General features: G+C 49.7%; 15 protein-coding genes. 9 read left to right on the top strand and 6 right to left on the bottom strand.

Features of this window, described 5'->3' with window-relative positions:
• Positions 1-61: 61 nt before the first annotated feature.
• The 4 genes from K7P01_RS05160 to K7P01_RS05145 all read right to left on the bottom strand — a co-directional run bounded on the left by K7P01_RS05160 (position 62) and on the right by K7P01_RS05145 (position 2,725).
• On the bottom strand, positions 62-535 hold the full coding sequence (locus tag K7P01_RS05160) for a DUF6644 family protein (protein WP_267290578.1): 474 nt from the start codon (positions 533-535) through the stop codon (positions 62-64).
• Between the two features lie 3 nt (positions 536-538).
• The gene (locus K7P01_RS05155) at positions 539-913 is read right to left on the bottom strand and encodes a DUF6152 family protein (RefSeq protein ID WP_267290576.1); all 375 of its coding nucleotides are present in this window, start codon (positions 911-913) and stop codon (positions 539-541) included.
• A gap of 20 nt (positions 914-933) precedes the next feature.
• The gene (gene bcp / locus K7P01_RS05150) at positions 934-1,446 is read right to left on the bottom strand and encodes a thioredoxin-dependent thiol peroxidase (protein ID WP_267290574.1); all 513 of its coding nucleotides are present in this window, start codon (positions 1,444-1,446) and stop codon (positions 934-936) included.
• A 199-nt stretch (positions 1,447-1,645) separates the two neighbouring features.
• A complete protein-coding gene (locus K7P01_RS05145; protein WP_267290572.1) occupies positions 1,646-2,725 on the bottom strand; it encodes a hypothetical protein in 1,080 nt (359 codons plus the stop codon).
• A gap of 284 nt (positions 2,726-3,009) precedes the next feature.
• Between K7P01_RS05145 and K7P01_RS05140 the strand changes: the two genes are divergently transcribed.
• The 3 genes from K7P01_RS05140 to K7P01_RS05130 all read left to right on the top strand — a co-directional run bounded on the left by K7P01_RS05140 (position 3,010) and on the right by K7P01_RS05130 (position 6,608).
• Entirely contained in the window at positions 3,010-4,452 is a 1,443-nt protein-coding gene (locus tag K7P01_RS05140; protein ID WP_267290570.1) for a hypothetical protein, read from the top strand.
• Between the two features lie 253 nt (positions 4,453-4,705).
• Positions 4,706-5,026 (top strand): Bor family protein, encoded by a 321-nt coding sequence (locus tag K7P01_RS05135; protein ID WP_267290568.1) that lies wholly within the window; start codon positions 4,706-4,708, stop codon positions 5,024-5,026.
• A 22-nt stretch (positions 5,027-5,048) separates the two neighbouring features.
• A complete protein-coding gene (locus tag K7P01_RS05130; protein WP_267290566.1) occupies positions 5,049-6,608 on the top strand; it encodes an FAD-binding protein in 1,560 nt (519 codons plus the stop codon).
• Between the two features lie 71 nt (positions 6,609-6,679).
• Here the strand turns inward: K7P01_RS05130 and K7P01_RS05125 are convergent, their stop codons facing one another.
• A complete protein-coding gene (locus K7P01_RS05125; RefSeq protein ID WP_267290564.1) occupies positions 6,680-9,061 on the bottom strand; it encodes an ABC transporter permease in 2,382 nt (793 codons plus the stop codon).
• 380 nt (positions 9,062-9,441) lie between these two features.
• Here K7P01_RS05125 and K7P01_RS05120 point away from each other — a divergent pair, with 380 nt between their 5' ends.
• The 6 genes from K7P01_RS05120 (at position 9,442) to K7P01_RS05095 (ending at position 15,917) form a co-directional block, all read left to right on the top strand.
• Entirely contained in the window at positions 9,442-9,984 is a 543-nt protein-coding gene (locus K7P01_RS05120; protein WP_267290562.1) for a YceI family protein, read from the top strand.
• A gap of 11 nt (positions 9,985-9,995) precedes the next feature.
• Positions 9,996-10,214 (top strand): tautomerase family protein, encoded by a 219-nt coding sequence (locus tag K7P01_RS05115; RefSeq protein ID WP_267290560.1) that lies wholly within the window; start codon positions 9,996-9,998, stop codon positions 10,212-10,214.
• Between the two features lie 86 nt (positions 10,215-10,300).
• Positions 10,301-10,681, top strand: a complete 381-nt coding sequence (locus K7P01_RS05110) for a nuclear transport factor 2 family protein (protein ID WP_267290558.1) — start codon at positions 10,301-10,303, stop codon at positions 10,679-10,681.
• Between the two features lie 102 nt (positions 10,682-10,783).
• Positions 10,784-13,165, top strand: a complete 2,382-nt coding sequence (locus K7P01_RS05105) for an alpha-L-rhamnosidase-related protein (RefSeq protein WP_267290556.1) — start codon at positions 10,784-10,786, stop codon at positions 13,163-13,165.
• A gap of 245 nt (positions 13,166-13,410) precedes the next feature.
• The gene (locus K7P01_RS05100; protein ID WP_267290554.1) at positions 13,411-14,904 is read left to right on the top strand and encodes a LamG-like jellyroll fold domain-containing protein; all 1,494 of its coding nucleotides are present in this window, start codon (positions 13,411-13,413) and stop codon (positions 14,902-14,904) included.
• Positions 14,905-14,981: 77 nt separating this feature from the next.
• On the top strand, positions 14,982-15,917 hold the full coding sequence (locus K7P01_RS05095) for an alpha/beta hydrolase (protein ID WP_267290552.1): 936 nt from the start codon (positions 14,982-14,984) through the stop codon (positions 15,915-15,917).
• Between the two features lie 9 nt (positions 15,918-15,926).
• Here the strand turns inward: K7P01_RS05095 and K7P01_RS05090 are convergent, their stop codons facing one another.
• The gene (locus tag K7P01_RS05090; RefSeq protein ID WP_267290550.1) at positions 15,927-16,991 is read right to left on the bottom strand and encodes an NADH:flavin oxidoreductase/NADH oxidase; all 1,065 of its coding nucleotides are present in this window, start codon (positions 16,989-16,991) and stop codon (positions 15,927-15,929) included.
• Positions 16,992-17,006: the final 15 nt, after the last annotated feature.

Here is a 17,006-nt window from a genome sequence, read left to right as displayed (position 1 = left end):
AGCAGCTCAGTAGGGGCAGGGATTTGAGCATTACGGCCTTCATTTGAAAGACGCGAGGCGCTCAAAAATAGGCAATTAGTCGTCCACAGGTAATCACGGATGTCCAGAGCAGGAGGGAGATTACAGCGGCGGCTTTCGCGGCGGGTGGCGTTGACGCGGCCTGTTCGCAACGTGCAAGCGTATAACGATGGAAGATAGCGGCATTGACAATCGCTGCCGCAATGAGAATGAGCTTATACCCGAATATGTTGTTGGCGCTCAGCGCTGTTGCCTGAGTGATGAATAAGAGCAGGCCTGACGGAACCACAAGCAGCATGCTGCGACGCGACCATGGAAGCACATAACCGGCAACGTCCTTTACGGCGAGCCGTCTGGATAGATCGAGTAAACGCATGTCGAATATAAATGCACTGCCCACCAGGAAAACGAATCCGAAGATGTGGACAATCTCAATGATCGGAAACAACAGCGGCGACTGACGGATAAAAACAGCGAGCTGCGAAGCTTCCAGCCATTCAAACACATCGGTCTGCATTCCTTATCGTAATTCCGTGGTCTTGTCGGATATAGTGATCCGTTCGGCCCGCATTTCATCTTTCACTTTTTTGTGTGGATAGCCGACAACTGTCGCCATCGTACCCTTGTTGAGCATATCGCTCTTCAGGCCGCGGGCTTCCATGCGGCTGGGCGGCGCCAGGACCACGTTCCAAACCTTGTCGTCAACCTTCAACTTCAGCATTCCGTGCGGATTCTCATAACTTGACTCGAGAATCTCCCCCTTAAAATTCAGTGTTTTTGTCTGGTCGTAGTTGGCCCATCCATGATGCAGCACAACCGTAAACGATACACAAGCCAGTAGAGCAAACAGAAGTACAGAGCCTTTGATTGTTTGAATTAAAATGTGGCGTATCATACGTTTCAAGGTTAATGGTTTCAGAGTTTCAGTATCTGCGATGCATGATCTTTTGTTTCTACTTTATCGATCACTTCGTTGATCGTACCTTTCTCGTCAATGATAAAAGTTGTGCGCGCTGTGCCCCACACCTTTTTTCCATCCCGCTCCTTTTCAACCCACACACCGTACTTCTGGTTGATGGACTTGTCGGTGTCGGCAATCAAGGGAAAGGGAAGCGAATATTTCGCCTTAAAATCCTTGTGCGATGTTTGATCATCCGTGCTCACACCGATCACTTCATACCCTTCCTTTGCCAGCAGGTCTTTGTTGTCTCGCAGGTTACAGGCTTCCGCCGTGCAACCGGGGGTATTGTCTTTGGGGTAGAAGTAGAGAATTACCTTTTTGCCCGTGTATTGTTTGAGAGTCACTTGGTTTCCGTCCTGGTCCTGGCCGGAAAAGTCAGGAGCTTTGTCTCCCGCTTTCAGTTTTACCTGTGCGGAAACGGAAAAAGCGGAAATCGCAAGGCAGTAAAGAATGATGATCGTTTTCATTGGCATGGGAGGTTGATATCACCAAGTTACTGGACTGGCGTTAAAAAATAATGCCTGTTTCACTTTTAGTGACTATTCCCTGGACGAATTTCTAAGGAGCAGCCAGTATGGCCCGTTCTTTAAATGCTCATCGCCGCTGTTCTTAAATCAAAACACCCGCGATGAGCCTTTTTATTTTCCCACCCTTGTCGATAATATGCTACGGTGTCGGATCAAGCGTCCAACCATACGTATTCTGCAAATCAGTGAGCTTGACAGTGGTGGCTGGCGACGGTGGACCTATAGGAGGTCCTGTCGGGGACGACCAGTTATCCAGGTAGGTAAAATAGCCACCGGTAATGTTTTTGGCTACAGTGTTTGCGTAGATATTGTCCGTGATAGCGTCTATGTCAGCGGTGTTTAAAGCATTAGGTCCGCTTATGCTGATGAAGCGGATCTGGTGTGACGTCGGCAACAGCAACGTCGCCAGTTGAGGGATGCCCGGCATATTCACAACTTCCAGGTTCGGACAATTTGAGAGATTGACACGAGTCGGTCCGGCCGTAAGACCCAGCCGTACATCGCGCAGGGCGGTCGCATGGGAAAAGTTAATGGCCGAAATCGGCCCATTGCCATAAAATGAATAGAAGTCTGTGATTTGATCGACGTCACCGACAACGGTAATAATGTATATACCGGCTACGGCATAACCGTGTGTCGGGTAGTTAGCGGTCGAAGCGAGATCATATTGCTCAATAATCCCGTCGCCCCAGGAGACATAGATAAGCCCTGTGCCGGTCAGTGAGAAATCAAAGAAGTCCACCAGCCGGGTGCGCATGGTGAGCGCGAAGAAAGGCAACTTAAAAGCTGTATAGCCAAAATCGGCTACGTTTTGGGATGCAGCCTGTAAGACATCGATCGTCAGTGCGGCACTGGCTCCCGGCTTTACATCAAATTCATAACCCAGGGCACGGCCCACGGATCGGGCAAGGCGCGATCCCCGCTTTGGGGCAGCCATTAAAACCTGGTCGTCATTCATAACAGTGAAATCACTGATAGTGTAATGGCCTGCCGGGAGGTTCAAGGGGGTTTCTGCCGTCATCACGTGATCGGTAAGCACGGGATTGCCTGTATCGTCGTTAACGGTGATTAGGAAATAGGATTCCTCCGGTAAGGTGGCCTCGCCGGCGTTGATAGAAACCTGAACTGTTTCAGGTCTGCTAACGGTGCTTTCTTGTTCGGTACAAGATGAAAGGAGAGCAAAGACGAATAGAGAGAAGAAGACTGAAATGTTTCTCATAACGAAATGAAATTAAGGTTGATTAAATAACTAATAAACAGTGTCTCCAGAATTGGATGGGAGGAATTCTGGATGGCTATGGTTAAATATAGCGCCATTCGCTTTAAATATCGGCCTGCACGCGCGCCTTATTTCGCGGTCGTGCCTATACATGAAGATGTTGGATGTCTTAAATACCCCTGGGATTTTTTTTTGGGAACGTTTTATGAAACTGTCACGGTTTTTGCATCATAAGTTCAGTTACTTTTTTGAAGCACCCTTATTATAACCCCAAACACAGCCCAATGAAGAAGTACATACTGCTATTGCTCGCATCGTTTCTGCTGCTGGCTTACACCTACGGTCAGGGAAGTGAATTCCAGACCTATCAAAATGGCCTCATTTACAACGAAGCTACGATGCATCGCCTGGGTGCAATTGTAGACTCCCTTCATGTTAAATTCCGCTCCTGTGACCTCGCACACCCGTATTACTCATTTCCCCAAGGTTTTGCCTACTTTGTGAGTGTCGATTCGAAGGAAGCACAGTCGCAGATTAAACAGGGTATAACCCTGGAAGCCTATCGCAAAAAATATAAAAAGGCGATATCGGAAAAAGTCTGGATTATGAAATACATGTACGCCGATGACGGGAAAAGGATAATCAAATACTCGGCGTTGCCATATGGTTGGGATAACCAGTCCTATATTACTGTAGATTATAGCAAGGTTAATAACGTGGCCTCTGGTTGGGTATTGGAGGATGGCGGTAAGAAGGCAGTTTTTATTGAGAAGCTTCAGCACTACACGCTGCCGCATGAGTACGCACGGCTGGTGCAATATGTTGATTGCATGATCGACACTTCCGCGCAGATATTTATAGACGGATCGGACCGTGATCAGGCGCGCGAAGAGGGGCCGAAAACACAGAAATATGTAAAATGGGCATTAGACTTTCCCAACAGACCAACGTACCCTGATCGGAATGCGCTAGCAGCGGAAGAATATGCTCAAGCGGCCGATAGATTTTGGAATGACCATGCGGAGTGGGATAGCCTGCGGATACTCGACCTGGATAAGCGGATGCAACAGGATCCGTACGGTCAGCGGTTATTGAGCGATGCCACGGAGGAAGTGATGAAATCAGGCGCCTCCAATGAAAATATAGAATTCTATATCAGCCGGTACGGTTCGAAGAGCGTGGCCCTTCAGTTGAAGCGCTCCCGGCAGGTGGTGGGTACGTGCAGCATGGACTCGAGCCCCAGAAGGCACGCTATGACCATCTGTACATTGGCCGCGGAGACCGCCAGCTGGGATATATTTCTTCGCTCACACCTGGACATCATGAACGACCGGTTTGTGCGTGCGTCTGATGGCAGCTATGCCTGGGCTGGCCGCAAAACGTATTTGAAAGAATTGGAATTGCTGGATATCGATGCTATCGACCTTTTGGTGGGCACGTCGCTGCGAGTCGAGAATGTGAGCGATAATCATTATTGGGGCTCCATCGGGCGTATCGGACGTGCCTTGGCAGACACCGGCGACAAAGATCAATTAGAGCAAAGACTTTTGGCGATGATCGGAAACAATAACCTTGATCCGTACAACCGGTTATTAACGGCCTATTTGCTTCATAACTATGCTCATAGTCTGGAAGATGAAGCCCGCAAAAAGCAATGCATGCAAAAGCTGGAAGATTCAATCCGCGAGCTTCCTACTTATATCGCAGAAGTATGGAACAAGGAATAAAGCGGATTGCCAAGACAGGCTTAAACGGCTTTGAGATATAGTAGTTGCTACTACCGACAATTAAAATAGGGGATTAATCCTCCCGGCCAAAGATTGTAAATAAGCGCAAGCCGGATTACATTTGATTTAGAAGCCCATCGTGCTGCCCCAGCGGTAGAATGATGGGCTTTTTTATTGCCTTCACTTAATCGTTTATACCATGCTAACAAACACCCCTCATCCTAAGTCCACGTGCAGAAATGTCTGCGGGATAATGTTATTCCTCGTAATAGCATCGACCCTTCAGTCGTGTTATCACTACACGATTACCTCCAAGAATAGCGCGTCGACTGAAACGAAGTCGGCCACGATGCATAACCTCTTTTGGGGACTGGCGGTCAAACCCAGAAACGGCCTAAACCCGCCTAACTGCGCCGCACCCGATCCTCCCGTGGGCTTCCACCGAGTAAGAGTCACCTCTAATTTTGGTTATTCCGTCATTACCGTGGCCACGCTGGGAATATGGAGCCCGATGAAAGTAGAATGGCAATGCGCCAAACCGTGCCAACCTGGCGGTGATACTGTGATCGAGTAATGAATTACTAATCCACAATACTATGCCGAAAATAGTAGAAACCGGAAGCAAGATCTGGGAGAACCGTCACCTCACGTTCACGGAAGAGATCGACAACCTCTATGATATGTGGAATAGCGCGGACGATGATGTCCTCACCAGCTATACCAGAATGTCGGAAGCGATACAGGGGCAGATCGGTGAAGTGATCGGTCAGGGAATAACATTACGCGCGCTGGGCGGTGGCTGGACATGGTCGCGTATTGCGACGTGCCATAAAGGAAGGATGTACAACACCAAGGGACTTAACTTGCGGTTTTCCCTGGGATCGTCCCTCGTGGACGACGCCTACACCGACACGAACCAGGACCTTATTTTCGTACAATGCGGTGTATCTATTCATGAGCTTAACCTGTACCTGAAACGGAAAGGGCGCTCGTTGAAAACTTCCGGTGCAAGTAACGGTCAGACGATCGTCGGTGCGATGTCTACCGGAACACACGGATCGGCCTTCGGGTTCGGCGCAATTCAGGAGTTTGTGGTGGGCTTGCACATCATTACCGGTCCGGATCCCCAGGTACCGGAGCATAATGTGTATATCGAGCGCGCCAGCCATCGCGTAACGAAACCGGTTTTTGCGGAGAAACTTAAAGCGAAGTACATTCTTAACGACGACCTGTTCAATGCCGCGGTGGTAAGCTTTGGCAGCTTTGGCTTCATCCACGGTGTATTGCTTGAAACAGAACCATTGTACCTATTGGAATGCTACCGGCAGCGCGAAACAAGCCCGGCGTTACGCCCCATGTTGGAGACGCTCGATTTCGCGAACGCGAGCTTCTTGCCCCATGGAAGCGAGATTCCCCATCATTTTCAGATCACGTTTAATCCGCACGACATGGCCAATGGGGCATACGTCACAACGATGTACAAAAGAGCGTATACGGATCAATACTCGCCCCCCGACACAACTTCGGGCTTCGGACCAGGCGATGATGCCCCAGCCTTCATTGGACTGGTGTCGGACGCCATACCGGCCTCGGTCCCGATGATCGTCAACAACGTGGTAAAAGCGTCCTATAAAACCTTTCACAACGTTGTCGGAACACGTGGGGAGATCTTCGGCGACACCGAGCTTCGCGGCAAGCTTATCAGCACGGCCATGGGCATGCCCATGGAAGAAGTCAACCGTGTACTGAACCTTATGCTCGAGCTCAACGGGGACAATCGGTTTGGTCCCTTTGCCGGCGTCTACGCCCTGCGTTTTGTGAAGTCTACAGCGGCCACACTGGGCTTCACGCATTTTGCGCCCCAAACCTGTGTGCTGGAGCTCGACTGTGTATGGTCGCAACGCATGCTGAAATTTATTGAAGAAGCCTGGCGCAGACTGGACGAGGCAGGCATACCCTATACATTCCACTGGGGCAAACAATGCGGTCTGAACAACGACCGTATGATCAAAGGCTATGGACAGGAACGTATCGATGGCTGGAAAAAAGCGCGGCGGGAATTATTGCAACCCGCGGTACGAAACGCTTTTAATAACCAGCAGATCGACGCCTGGGGCCTGTGCCATGACGGACTGCCAGAAACACTCCTGACATAGCGCCTTAAAAAGACAGCCCCTGATCTTTCATGAACCAGGGGCTGTCATAAAGCATCTATATTATTGAAAAGCTATTGTGCTTTCAACGCATTTACCGGATTCGTTCGCGCGGTTTTGAACGAGTGATAGCTCACCGTCGCAAAGGCAACAAACATGGCTACGAAGGCGGCGTATACATATACGATCCAGGTGAAGCCTACATTGTAGGCAAAGCCTTGTAACCATTTCATAGCAGCAAAATAAGCCAGCGGAGCGGCCAGTAACATGCCCAACAACACCAGCTTCAAAAAGCTCTTTGACATCATCACGACAATATTCAGTACCGAGGCACCCAATACTTTACGCACGGCAACGGCTTTGCGGCTTTGTTCCATCGTAAAGGAGGCCAATCCGAACAGGCCGAGGCAGGATATAAAGATGGCCAGTGCAGAAAATATTCCGAATAGCTGTCCGAGTCGTTTTTCCTGGTCAAAGAGCTTATCGAAACTCTCATCCAGGAATTGGTACTCGAATTCATATTGCGGAAGAAGGTTTTTCCATTTCTGTTCGATCGCCGTCACCATGGCCTGCATGTCGTTGGTGTTGACTTTTAACGCCATGTATCGGCCTTCATAATGTGGATTGAGATATAATACGAGCGGATCGATAACGTCATGGAGGTGCTTGAAATGGAAATCCTCGATCACACCAATGACCTTTCCCGGTTCACTTCCGCGTTCACCAAACTCCATGAGCTTGCCAATGGCTTCCTCCGGCTTCCAGCCAAAGTGTTCCAGGGCAGTCTCGTTGATCACGAATTCCTTGCCGAATTGCTGGGTGTCGTCACCAAAATAACTTCCGGCTTTTAGTTTTATGCCCAGGGTCTTTAACAGGTCAGCATCGCCGCTAAAAAGATATAGGTTTTCCGCCTGATTATCTTTTACGCCTTCATACCAGAGATTGGTCGTATTGACCATTTTACCGGGTATTTCGTTAAACCGCGTGACGCTGGTAACACCGGCCAGACGGGCCATTTCATTTTTGATACTACGATCGCCCACGCTGTCCCGGGGCATTGTGAGCACCAGGGTCTGTTCGCGATCAAAGCCCATGTTTTTAGTAAGCATGTAGTTCAGCTGGGAGTATACAACATACGTTCCTACCATGATCAAAAACGCGATGGCAAACTGAAATACCACCAATCCTTTTCGTAGCACCTGGCCACTGATATTACCGATGAAGTTACCTTTTAATACCGATGACGGCTTGAAGCTGGAGAGGAAAAACGCGGGGTATGTTCCGGCAAAGAGGCCGACAAATAGCGTGATGCCCGTAAAGATGAAGACAATGAGCGAATTTTTTAGCGGGTTGATGACAATCTCCTTTCCGGAGATGAAGTTAAATTGAGGAACAACCAGCGTCAACAACACAATGGCCACTGCCAACGACAGGAAACTGATGACGACGGATTCGCTCAGAAACTGAAAGATCAGTTGACGCTTCTGGCTACCTACTACTTTTCGGATTCCCACTTCACGTGCTCGTTTTAGCGATTGTGCCGTGGTCAGGTTCATGAAATTGATGCAGGCAATAATGAGGATAAAGAATGCGATCGCCGACAAAGTATAGACCGTATTCATATTTCCATTGGCTTCAATTTCCAGTCCCCGGTTGGAGTGCAGGTGAATGGACGTCAAAGGCTGAAGGCGAATCACATTTGGATCATCTCCCGCTTGTATATTCTGGTATTTATCGAGAAAAGACGATATCGTCTTTTCGAAAGCAAGATGATCGATGCCTTCCGGAAGAACCACGTAGGTATAGTGATTGGTCAGCGAGTTGAAGCCTACCTTGGAATCGGCACGCATGGATTCGAAACTTTCCGAAGACGCCATCATATTCATATGCACGTGGGAATTGGAGGGCAGCGGTTCGAATATGCCGGTAATAACAAACTCCTTTTTGTTCCCCAGCATCGTGAGTGTTTTGCCGATCGGATCCTGGTCGCCAAAGTAGGCCTTTGCTGCGTCCGGTGTAATCACGATCGAGTTGACTTCTGCCAGCGCTGTAGCCGGATTCCCTTTGATGAGGCGAATATCCATCACATCAAACACCGTGGAATCGGCGTAGAAGACTTTTTCTTTATTCTTGAACAACGTACCGGAAGAATTTTGCATGAATACATCCACCGGTTTAATGCGTGTATAATTCTCGACCTCGGGATAGTTCTCTTTCAGGAGCGCACCCAACGGAAAGGCAGAAATGGCCCAATTGTTAGCCTCCAGGTCTACCGCCAGCCGGTATATCCGGTTTGCATTTTTATTCTGACGGTCATAACCGAGCTCGAACTGAACAAATAGCGCGATCAGCATACAGCAGGCCATGCCGATAGCCAGCCCGATGATATTGATGGAAGCATGGAGCTTGTTGCGCTTCAGGGCGCGGAAGGCTACCAGAAAATAGCTTTTAATCATGGAAAACAGGTTAAGGTAATGGAGACGTGTGGTCAATAAAGGTGCCAGGAGTGAAAAAGCCCAATTCCAGGATATTTGAAGAACAACGATGTCCGCTCCCGGGTCATTGTTGACCGTGAGCGGACAGTGGAATCTGCAAGCTTCGCGTATATCCTTCGCGTGGCTCAGCGCCGGCAAGCCGCTGTTAGGATAACACCATGAGGAGCATAGCCCCTGTAAAGTCTTTCGAAGATCGGATATAAAAACCATAGCAACACTGACATTCATCCCAAAAGTGATCTACATCACATAACGCATCACTCCCGCCGGATTGTGACATAGGTCACGCGACTTCCCACGGAAACCCGCGTTAATTCGTATATAAATTAAAACACAACGAAATGAAAAACGAGATTTTTAAGATTGTACCGGAGCAAAGCAAAATCGAATGGATCGGTAAAAAGGTTACAGGCGCACATGACGGTACCATCGACGTAAAGGAAGGTGAGATAGTATTGAATGGCGGCAAAGTCGTAGGTGGCACCGTGGTTGTGAACACGGCAAGCATCAAAATTCTGGATATACTGGATCCGGCCACCAACACGCAAATGTTAACGCACCTGGCATCAGACGACTTCTTCTCCATAGAGGAATTCCCGGAAGCTGTATTGAACATTATTTCCGTGAATGGCGATCGCGTAGAAGCAGACCTGACCATCAAAGGGATCAAACATCCTGTTAGTTTCGGGATATCAGCAAACGCCAGCAACACCCTCCTGACGGCATCGGCTCGGGTGATCGTCGACCGCACAAAATATGAAATGAAATTTCGCTCCGGCAATTTCTTCCAGAACCTGGGCGATACACTGATCTACAACGATTTTGAGCTGAATGTAACGCTCACCGCAAAAGCCGTTAAAAAAGATGTTTCTGTCACCGTATAAAAACCACTACTATGCCATACATTAAAATAGAGCTGACACGCGAAGGTGTAACCCGCAAACAAAAACAGCAACTGATCAAAGGTGTGACCGACCTGGTTACCGACGTATTGAACAAAGACCCACATTTAACGCACGTCGTGATCCAGGAAATCAACCTGGATGACTGGGGATATGCCGGTGAGCAGGTTTCGGTACTGCGTGAAAAGGGCATCACCGCCGACAAAAAGTAGTCACGTCATGAATCATGAAAATATTCTTTCTAATCGCTTTACTATCCTGGACACCCGGGATAGTAAAAGCGCAAACCTCTAAAACCATGAAAAACAATCAACAGGATTCACTCGCAATTTCACAAGCCCTTGAAAATTATTATTTCAGGGGCATCTACGAAGGTGATCTGGACGCATTGAAAAAAGTGCTGCATCCCGGTACACTGTTGTTCGGAGATGTAAAGGGCCAGCCCTATGCAAAGACCTTCGATGTTTATCTCGAAGGTGTAAAGAACCGGGTGAGCCCCAAAGATGCCGGCGCACCCTTTAAAGGGACCATCGTCTCCATTGAAACGGTCAACTCCATTGCGATGGCGAAGGTGCATGTAAAAATGTATGATTTTAACTACGATGAGTTTCTATCCTTTCATAAGATCGATGGGCGTTGGGTGATCGTCAACAAAATGATGTCCGACGTAGCGCAATAGCGGCACAGGAGAACGATCAGGACACTACGGGACGCCTGGGTAAAGACATATGTTATATCTTTGACTGGTTCATATTCCAGGAAGATATAACATAGGCTGACAATGGCACCAGAAAAAGCAATCGGTAGGGTTCTTTCCCGCAGTATCGTCTTAATCGCATTTATTTCTCTCGGTACAAAAGCGGGCTACTGTCAATCGGCAAAAGCACCGCTCACCGTGCGACCCTGGACCGCCGAGTGGATCGCTCCACCGAATATCACTGGTAACGAATATGGCGTCTACTACTTTCGCAAGAGCGTCGTGCTGGCGGCTAAGCCCGCGACGTTCGTAGTGTACGTATCCGCAGACAATCGGTATAAGCTATATGTCAACGACGTGCTCGTGTCGCTCGGTCCGGCGCGTGGTGACACGTATTATTGGAATTACGAAACAGTCGATTTGGCACCCTACCTCGTGTCCGGAAAGAATACCGTCGCCGCGCTCGTGTGGAATGAAGCCGAATACCGTCCCGAAGCCCAGATCAGCGTGCGCACCGGCTTTATTGTGCAAGGCAGCTCGCAGGCGGAAGACGTGCTCAATACCAACAATACCTGGAGAGGCATTCGGGACGCCGGCCATCAACCCATCCCGGGCTATTTCTTTGCTGCGAGCAAAGGAGAAATGGTAGATATGCGTCAGACGGTTAAAGGTCCGTGGACGGCCGGAAATTTTGATGACGCCAACTGGCCGATGGCTGTCAAAGTATTGGAAGGAAAGCTCAAAGGCATGGCCTGGGGCATAGACTGGGCGTTGGTACCATCGTTGTTGCCGCCACGGGAAATGACATACCAGCGCATTCTTAAACTGCGCAGTGCACAAGGCATCAACGTTCCCGCAACCTTTCCGGAAAAGAAGACACCGCTGACCATTCCCGCCAATACATCGGTTTCGCTACTCCTGGACCAGACGTTCGAAACAAACGCCTACGTAACGCTAAACTTTAGCGGCGGCACAGACGCCGGGATCTCACTGGGCTATGCGGAAACGCTTTACGACAAAGGCAGCAACGGAACACGTAAAAGCAACCGGAATGAAGTCGAGGGCAAAGATTTTATTGGCCGGAAGGATAGTATCATTTCCAACGGTAGCAAAGATCAGACGTTCACGACGTTGAATTTTCGCACGTATCGTTACATAAAGGTCTTCGTAAAAACGAAACACGATCCGTTGGTGATCGACGATCTATACGGTACGTTTACCGGCTATCCGTTTAAACAGACAGCCGTATTTAAAACAGACAATACCGAGATAAAGCAAATAATAGACATTGGCTGGCGCACCGCAAGACTCAATGCGTGGGAAACCTACATGGACTGCCCGTACTACGAGCAGTTGCAATACATTGGTGACACCCGCATCCAGGCCATGATCTCATACTACAACACCGACGACGACCGGCTGGCCCGCAATGCCCTCACCCAGATCGACCATTCGCGTATAGCAGAAGGCATTACTCGCAGCTGTTATCCCACCAAAGGCACCCAGATCATATCGCCATTTTCGTTGTGGTACATCGGCATGCTGCACGATTACTGGATGTACCGAAACGACAGCGACTTTGTGAAAGATAAATTGGTGGGCGCCCGGGCGGTACTGGATTTTTTTAGCAAATACCAGCAGGCAGATGGCTCTCTAAAAGACACGCCGTACTGGACGTTTGTCGACTGGGCGGGCAACATGTGGGGGCGTATTGAAGGGACGGACGGAAGCGCGGCTATTTATGACCTGCAATTGCTCCTGGCATACCAGTGGGCGAGAGACATGGAACAAACCATGGGACTGAAAGACCTGGCGGCGATATATGATCAAAAGGCCCTGCAACTAAAGGCTACCATCCGGCGAAAATATTGGGACCCGACCAGGAAGCTATATGCCGACACAAAGGAAAAAGATGCTTTCTCACAACATGTCAACGCGCTGGCTATACTGGCGGGCATCGTCAGCAGTCAGGAACTGCCCGCCGTGGCAAACGGTCTGCTGAACGACAAAAGCTTAAACCAGTGCACGATTTATTTCAAATACTACCTGCATCAGGCCCTGGCAAAAGCGGGCCGGGGTGATGACTACATGCGCTGGCTGGGCATCTGGCGCGAAAACATCGCCATGGGCCTCACCACCTGGGCCGAAGACTCCAGCCTCCCCACCGTACGTTCTGAGTGCCATGCCTGGGGCGCCAGCCCGAACATCGAATTTTTCCGCACCGTATTAGGCGTCGACAGCGACGCCCCTGGCTTTACCACTGTTAAGATCGAGCCGCATCTTGGCACGTTAACAAATGTTGCCGGCGAGGTCCCACACCCGAATGGAAAGATTTCCGTCGAATATGTCGTGGCGGGAGGAAAATGGAAAGTCAATATTCACCTTCCCATAAAGACAACCGGAACCTTGCATTGGAAAGCGAAGACCTATGTTCTTAAACCCGGCGCCAATGCATTCGTGATCTAAACACTGTAGTCGGCCTCGTCGCATGATTTAGGGTCCTGACCTTCCTGGTGCCCACAACGTATAGCACACTGCTTTCCGACAGCTCCAAGCTACCCTCGGCACATCCAATCAAGTAGTTTTTGCTGAACAAGGTGCCACCACCTCGGTGGACGGATACGATCATCTAACGAGGTGCGAACATATCCGTGTTCTTGAAAGTATCTGGAAATTATTAACTTTGGAAAATCTGACCTAACCCTGTTTTTGTGCGCTATTGGATAGCCGCTATATTTTTTGGCATAGTATCACCGGCAGTTTGCCAGGTAGACCTACAGGGCGGTCTTGTAGCCTGTTACGCGTTTTCCGGAAATGCTAACGATGGAACCGGGCACAATCACCACGGTACCGTAACGGGGGCGGCACTCACCACGGATCGTTTTGGAGTGGCCAACAGCGCGTATCAGTTCGACGGCGTCAGTGATTATATTAGTATTCCCGCGGCGCCATTCGTAAATTCCAACTATAGTTATTCCCTTTGGGCCAGGGCGGCGTCCCTTCCGGGAATCGGCAATTCCGCTGTTATATTTTCCATTGGCGACGCTACGAGCAGGCATCAGACCATCAACATCGCCAACGTCTACTCTACGGAGGGATTCGTGGGCATTACCGGGGGCGGGTATAATAACACAACGCCACCAACAACAACCTCTGTCCCGTCGGGCATTTTGCCGGCGACAGATACGTGGTATCATATTGTTTCCGTACGGGTTAACGCGGAAATGCGATTGTATATAAACGGAGTGCTGATAGCCACAACATCAACTAGCTTGACCACGCCATATTATGGAACAGATCCTAACGCCATCCTGGGAGCCCGTTGCAATTTAGCACAGCCTTTTAACGGTGTGATAGACGACGTCGTTATTTACAACCGGGCGTTGAACCTGGCGGAGATAGAGGAGCTTTATCAACATGGAATTCCTTGTACTACACCGGTCCCGATTGTCGTGAACGTAACCGATCAGACGCAGTGTGGCAATGGCTATTTTACCCTGACAGCATCGGGCAATGCACAGTACAAATGGTATGATGCGGAAACCGGCGGCAACTTGCTGCAGGATGGAGATACGTATACAACGCCATGGCTGACGAAAACCACGTCGTATTACGTTGCAGGCACGTTAGACGGAGTAACCAGCGCCCCCAAAAAGGTGACGGCCACTGTATTGCCCCAGCCCGACCTGGCGTGTTTGTTTTTTGAGTCAGCACTCGTGGGAGTGAATACTGTTTATACCGTTACAGTAAGTTCCGGATTGCCGCCTTTTTTGTACACATTTGATTTTGGCGATGGAACGATCGTTCAAACACCAAAGAGCAGTGCCAACTATATCTATACAGACGTTGGAAACTACCGGGTCAAAGTATTTGTGGAAGATGCAAATCATTGCACGGCATTCTGCGAAGCATCCGTGGAGGTCGTAGAGGAAGTTATTTTTATTCCCAATGTTATTACGCCAGACAACGACGACCATCTCAATGATGTCTTTACACTTTACATCGTAACAAATGATACCTATGCTCACTATACGGGCATCAAGACATTCTCGATGATCATCAAAAATCGCTGGGGAAGGGAAGTCTTTTCAACCACGGATGCGAGCGCAGGTTGGAGAGGTCAAAACGTTGCCAGTGGAACCTACTATTATCTCATAAAGTTTGGCGACAAACAATATAAAGGCTGGGTACATGTGTTGAAATAATCAACTCGCCCAAAAAATGGCAGGCATCCCTTGCTCCAGGCCTTTTCTTCCATACATTTAGTATAAAACTAAGTTGTATGACGGCCCCGCTTAAAGTCTTCCTGTTTATACTATTAGTCCTCCCGGCCTGCACCGCCTTCCCGCAGGTCAAAAAGAAGAGTTACACCGAGATAGACCGCATAGCTTACTACACCGGTCCGGACGCCGATACATCCAAACAGCGCATCAACCTGGTAATACCCAAAAAAGTAAACAAACCACCGCTGTTGATTTGGGTAGGAGGTGGTGCCTGGTCCTACGTCAATCCGGACATGGAAATGGATTTGGTCCGCAAAATAGCCGAGTCAGGCATTGCTGTGGCATCCGTCGGGCACAGACTCAGCCCCGCTACCTGGAAGGACTCTACCTTGAACGTGGGCATAAAACATCCGGAGCATGTCAAAGACCTGGCGCGAGCGATTGCCTTTCTGTACGCAAACGCGGACCGTTACGGGGTTGACAAGGGCAATATATTTGTCGGCGGTTATTCTTCCGGCGCGCACCTGGCCGCACTGGTGGTGATGGACAACCGGTACCTCAAGCAACACGGTCTATCCAAAGAACTAATCCGGGGCGTCATTCCCATCGCCGGAATGTACAATGTGCAGCACTACTACCAGGTGCTGGCCGAGGGCAATGGAAACGCCTTCGCAGATAACCATATTGGAAGTGTTTTCGGGCTTACCCCGGAAGAGTTTCAGCATGCATCGCCCGCTACCTATCTCGACAGTTTAGCAACGCCCATGCTGTTGATCTCGGAAACCAACACCTTCAAATATACCCGACTGTTCGAAGATCAGTTACGCGCGAAAGAGTATAAGAAATTTGAAGTGCTCCACGTTCACCGACGCAACCATGGAGGGCTTTGGAAAGAGCTATCATACGCGAATAAAAGCATCTACCGGGAGTTGATCATCGATTTTGTAAAAAGACAAAATACGCGCGACACTGACTATACTCGTAAAAGAGGTTAGAGGCAATAATTATTCCTTTGCCCTTTCATATTGTACCGGCCACGGAATTTCTGCCTTTAGCGCATGCGCTGCATGCAATGGAAAATACGGGTCTCGCAGAAACTCCCGGGCCATCATAATGAGGTCCGCGTCGCCGTTCTCTAAAATTGCCTCAGCCTGCGTAGCGCTTGTGATCATGCCAACCGTGGAGGTTAGCACACCTGTCTCCTTCTTCACCTTAGCGGCAAAGGGCAACTGGTACGCGGGGCCCACCGTGATCTTTTGATGCTCCACCAGTCCGCCCGATGTCACGTCCATGACGTCGACGCCGTTATCTTTTAGAATAGCGGCAAGCGCTACCGCGTCCTCTGGCGTCCATCCTCCTTCGGCCCAGTCGGTACCGGGTATCCGTACAAACAAGGGAACATCTTGTGGCAGCACGCCCTTCACACCCTCGATCACTTCCAACAACAACCGTATGCGATTCTCAAAGCTCCCGCCGTAAGCATCCTGACGATGATTACTTAATGGTGACAAGAATTGGTGCAGCAAGTAACCGTGCGACGCATGAACTTCGATCACCTGAAACCCTGCCCGTAATGCCCGCTCCGTAGCCGAGGCAAAGTCAGCGACAATCTTTCGCAAACCACGATCATCCAGCCCTGCCGGCATCGGATACTTCGCGGAGAATGCCATGGGGGAGGGCGCAACGGGCACCCAGCCGCCATCTTTAACGTCTACTGCGCCGCGTCCCAGCCAGGGTGTCTGCGTGCTTCCCTTTCTACCCGCGTGCGCCAGCTGAATGCCGGCAACGCCTCCCTGTTGTTGGATGAACGACGTGATTTGCGTTAGCTTCCCGATGTGCTCATCCTTCCAGAGACCCAGATCCTGCGGAGATATACGACCTTCCGGAGAGACTCCCGTGGCTTCAGCAAAGAGTAACGCAGCACCACCCACCGCCCGGCTCCCCAGGTTAACCAAATGCCAGTCGTTGGCGAAGCCGTCAACAGCAGAATATTGGCACATGGGTGAAACAACAATACGATTCTTTAGCATCACGCCCTTGATCCTTAAGGGACTAAATAGTCTTGTCATAATCTTTTATATTTT

The sequence above is a fragment of the Parachryseolinea silvisoli genome (assembly GCF_021190955.1).
Lineage (GTDB): Bacteria > Bacteroidota > Bacteroidia > Cytophagales > Cyclobacteriaceae > Ohtaekwangia > Ohtaekwangia silvisoli.
This window is presented reverse-complemented; position numbering and strand designations above follow the sequence as displayed.

What these genes read in the sequence shown, in the direction of transcription:
- K7P01_RS05160 (WP_267290578.1), bottom strand. Translation starts at nt 535, where the DNA reads ATGCAGACCGATGTGTTTGAATGGCTGGAAGCTTCGCAGCTCGCTGTT.
- K7P01_RS05155 (WP_267290576.1), bottom strand. Translation starts at nt 913, where the DNA reads ATGATACGCCACATTTTAATTCAAACAATCAAAGGCTCTGTACTTCTG.
- bcp (WP_267290574.1), bottom strand. Translation starts at nt 1,446, where the DNA reads ATGAAAACGATCATCATTCTTTACTGCCTTGCGATTTCCGCTTTTTCC.
- K7P01_RS05145 (WP_267290572.1), bottom strand. Translation starts at nt 2,725, where the DNA reads ATGAGAAACATTTCAGTCTTCTTCTCTCTATTCGTCTTTGCTCTCCTT.
- K7P01_RS05140 (WP_267290570.1), top strand. Translation starts at nt 3,010, where the DNA reads ATGAAGAAGTACATACTGCTATTGCTCGCATCGTTTCTGCTGCTGGCT.
- K7P01_RS05135 (WP_267290568.1), top strand. Translation starts at nt 4,706, where the DNA reads ATGTTATTCCTCGTAATAGCATCGACCCTTCAGTCGTGTTATCACTAC.
- K7P01_RS05130 (WP_267290566.1), top strand. Translation starts at nt 5,049, where the DNA reads ATGCCGAAAATAGTAGAAACCGGAAGCAAGATCTGGGAGAACCGTCAC.
- K7P01_RS05125 (WP_267290564.1), bottom strand. Translation starts at nt 9,061, where the DNA reads ATGATTAAAAGCTATTTTCTGGTAGCCTTCCGCGCCCTGAAGCGCAAC.
- K7P01_RS05120 (WP_267290562.1), top strand. Translation starts at nt 9,442, where the DNA reads ATGAAAAACGAGATTTTTAAGATTGTACCGGAGCAAAGCAAAATCGAA.
- K7P01_RS05115 (WP_267290560.1), top strand. Translation starts at nt 9,996, where the DNA reads ATGCCATACATTAAAATAGAGCTGACACGCGAAGGTGTAACCCGCAAA.
- K7P01_RS05110 (WP_267290558.1), top strand. Translation starts at nt 10,301, where the DNA reads ATGAAAAACAATCAACAGGATTCACTCGCAATTTCACAAGCCCTTGAA.
- K7P01_RS05105 (WP_267290556.1), top strand. Translation starts at nt 10,784, where the DNA reads ATGGCACCAGAAAAAGCAATCGGTAGGGTTCTTTCCCGCAGTATCGTC.
- K7P01_RS05095 (WP_267290552.1), top strand. Translation starts at nt 14,982, where the DNA reads ATGACGGCCCCGCTTAAAGTCTTCCTGTTTATACTATTAGTCCTCCCG.
- K7P01_RS05090 (WP_267290550.1), bottom strand. Translation starts at nt 16,991, where the DNA reads ATGACAAGACTATTTAGTCCCTTAAGGATCAAGGGCGTGATGCTAAAG.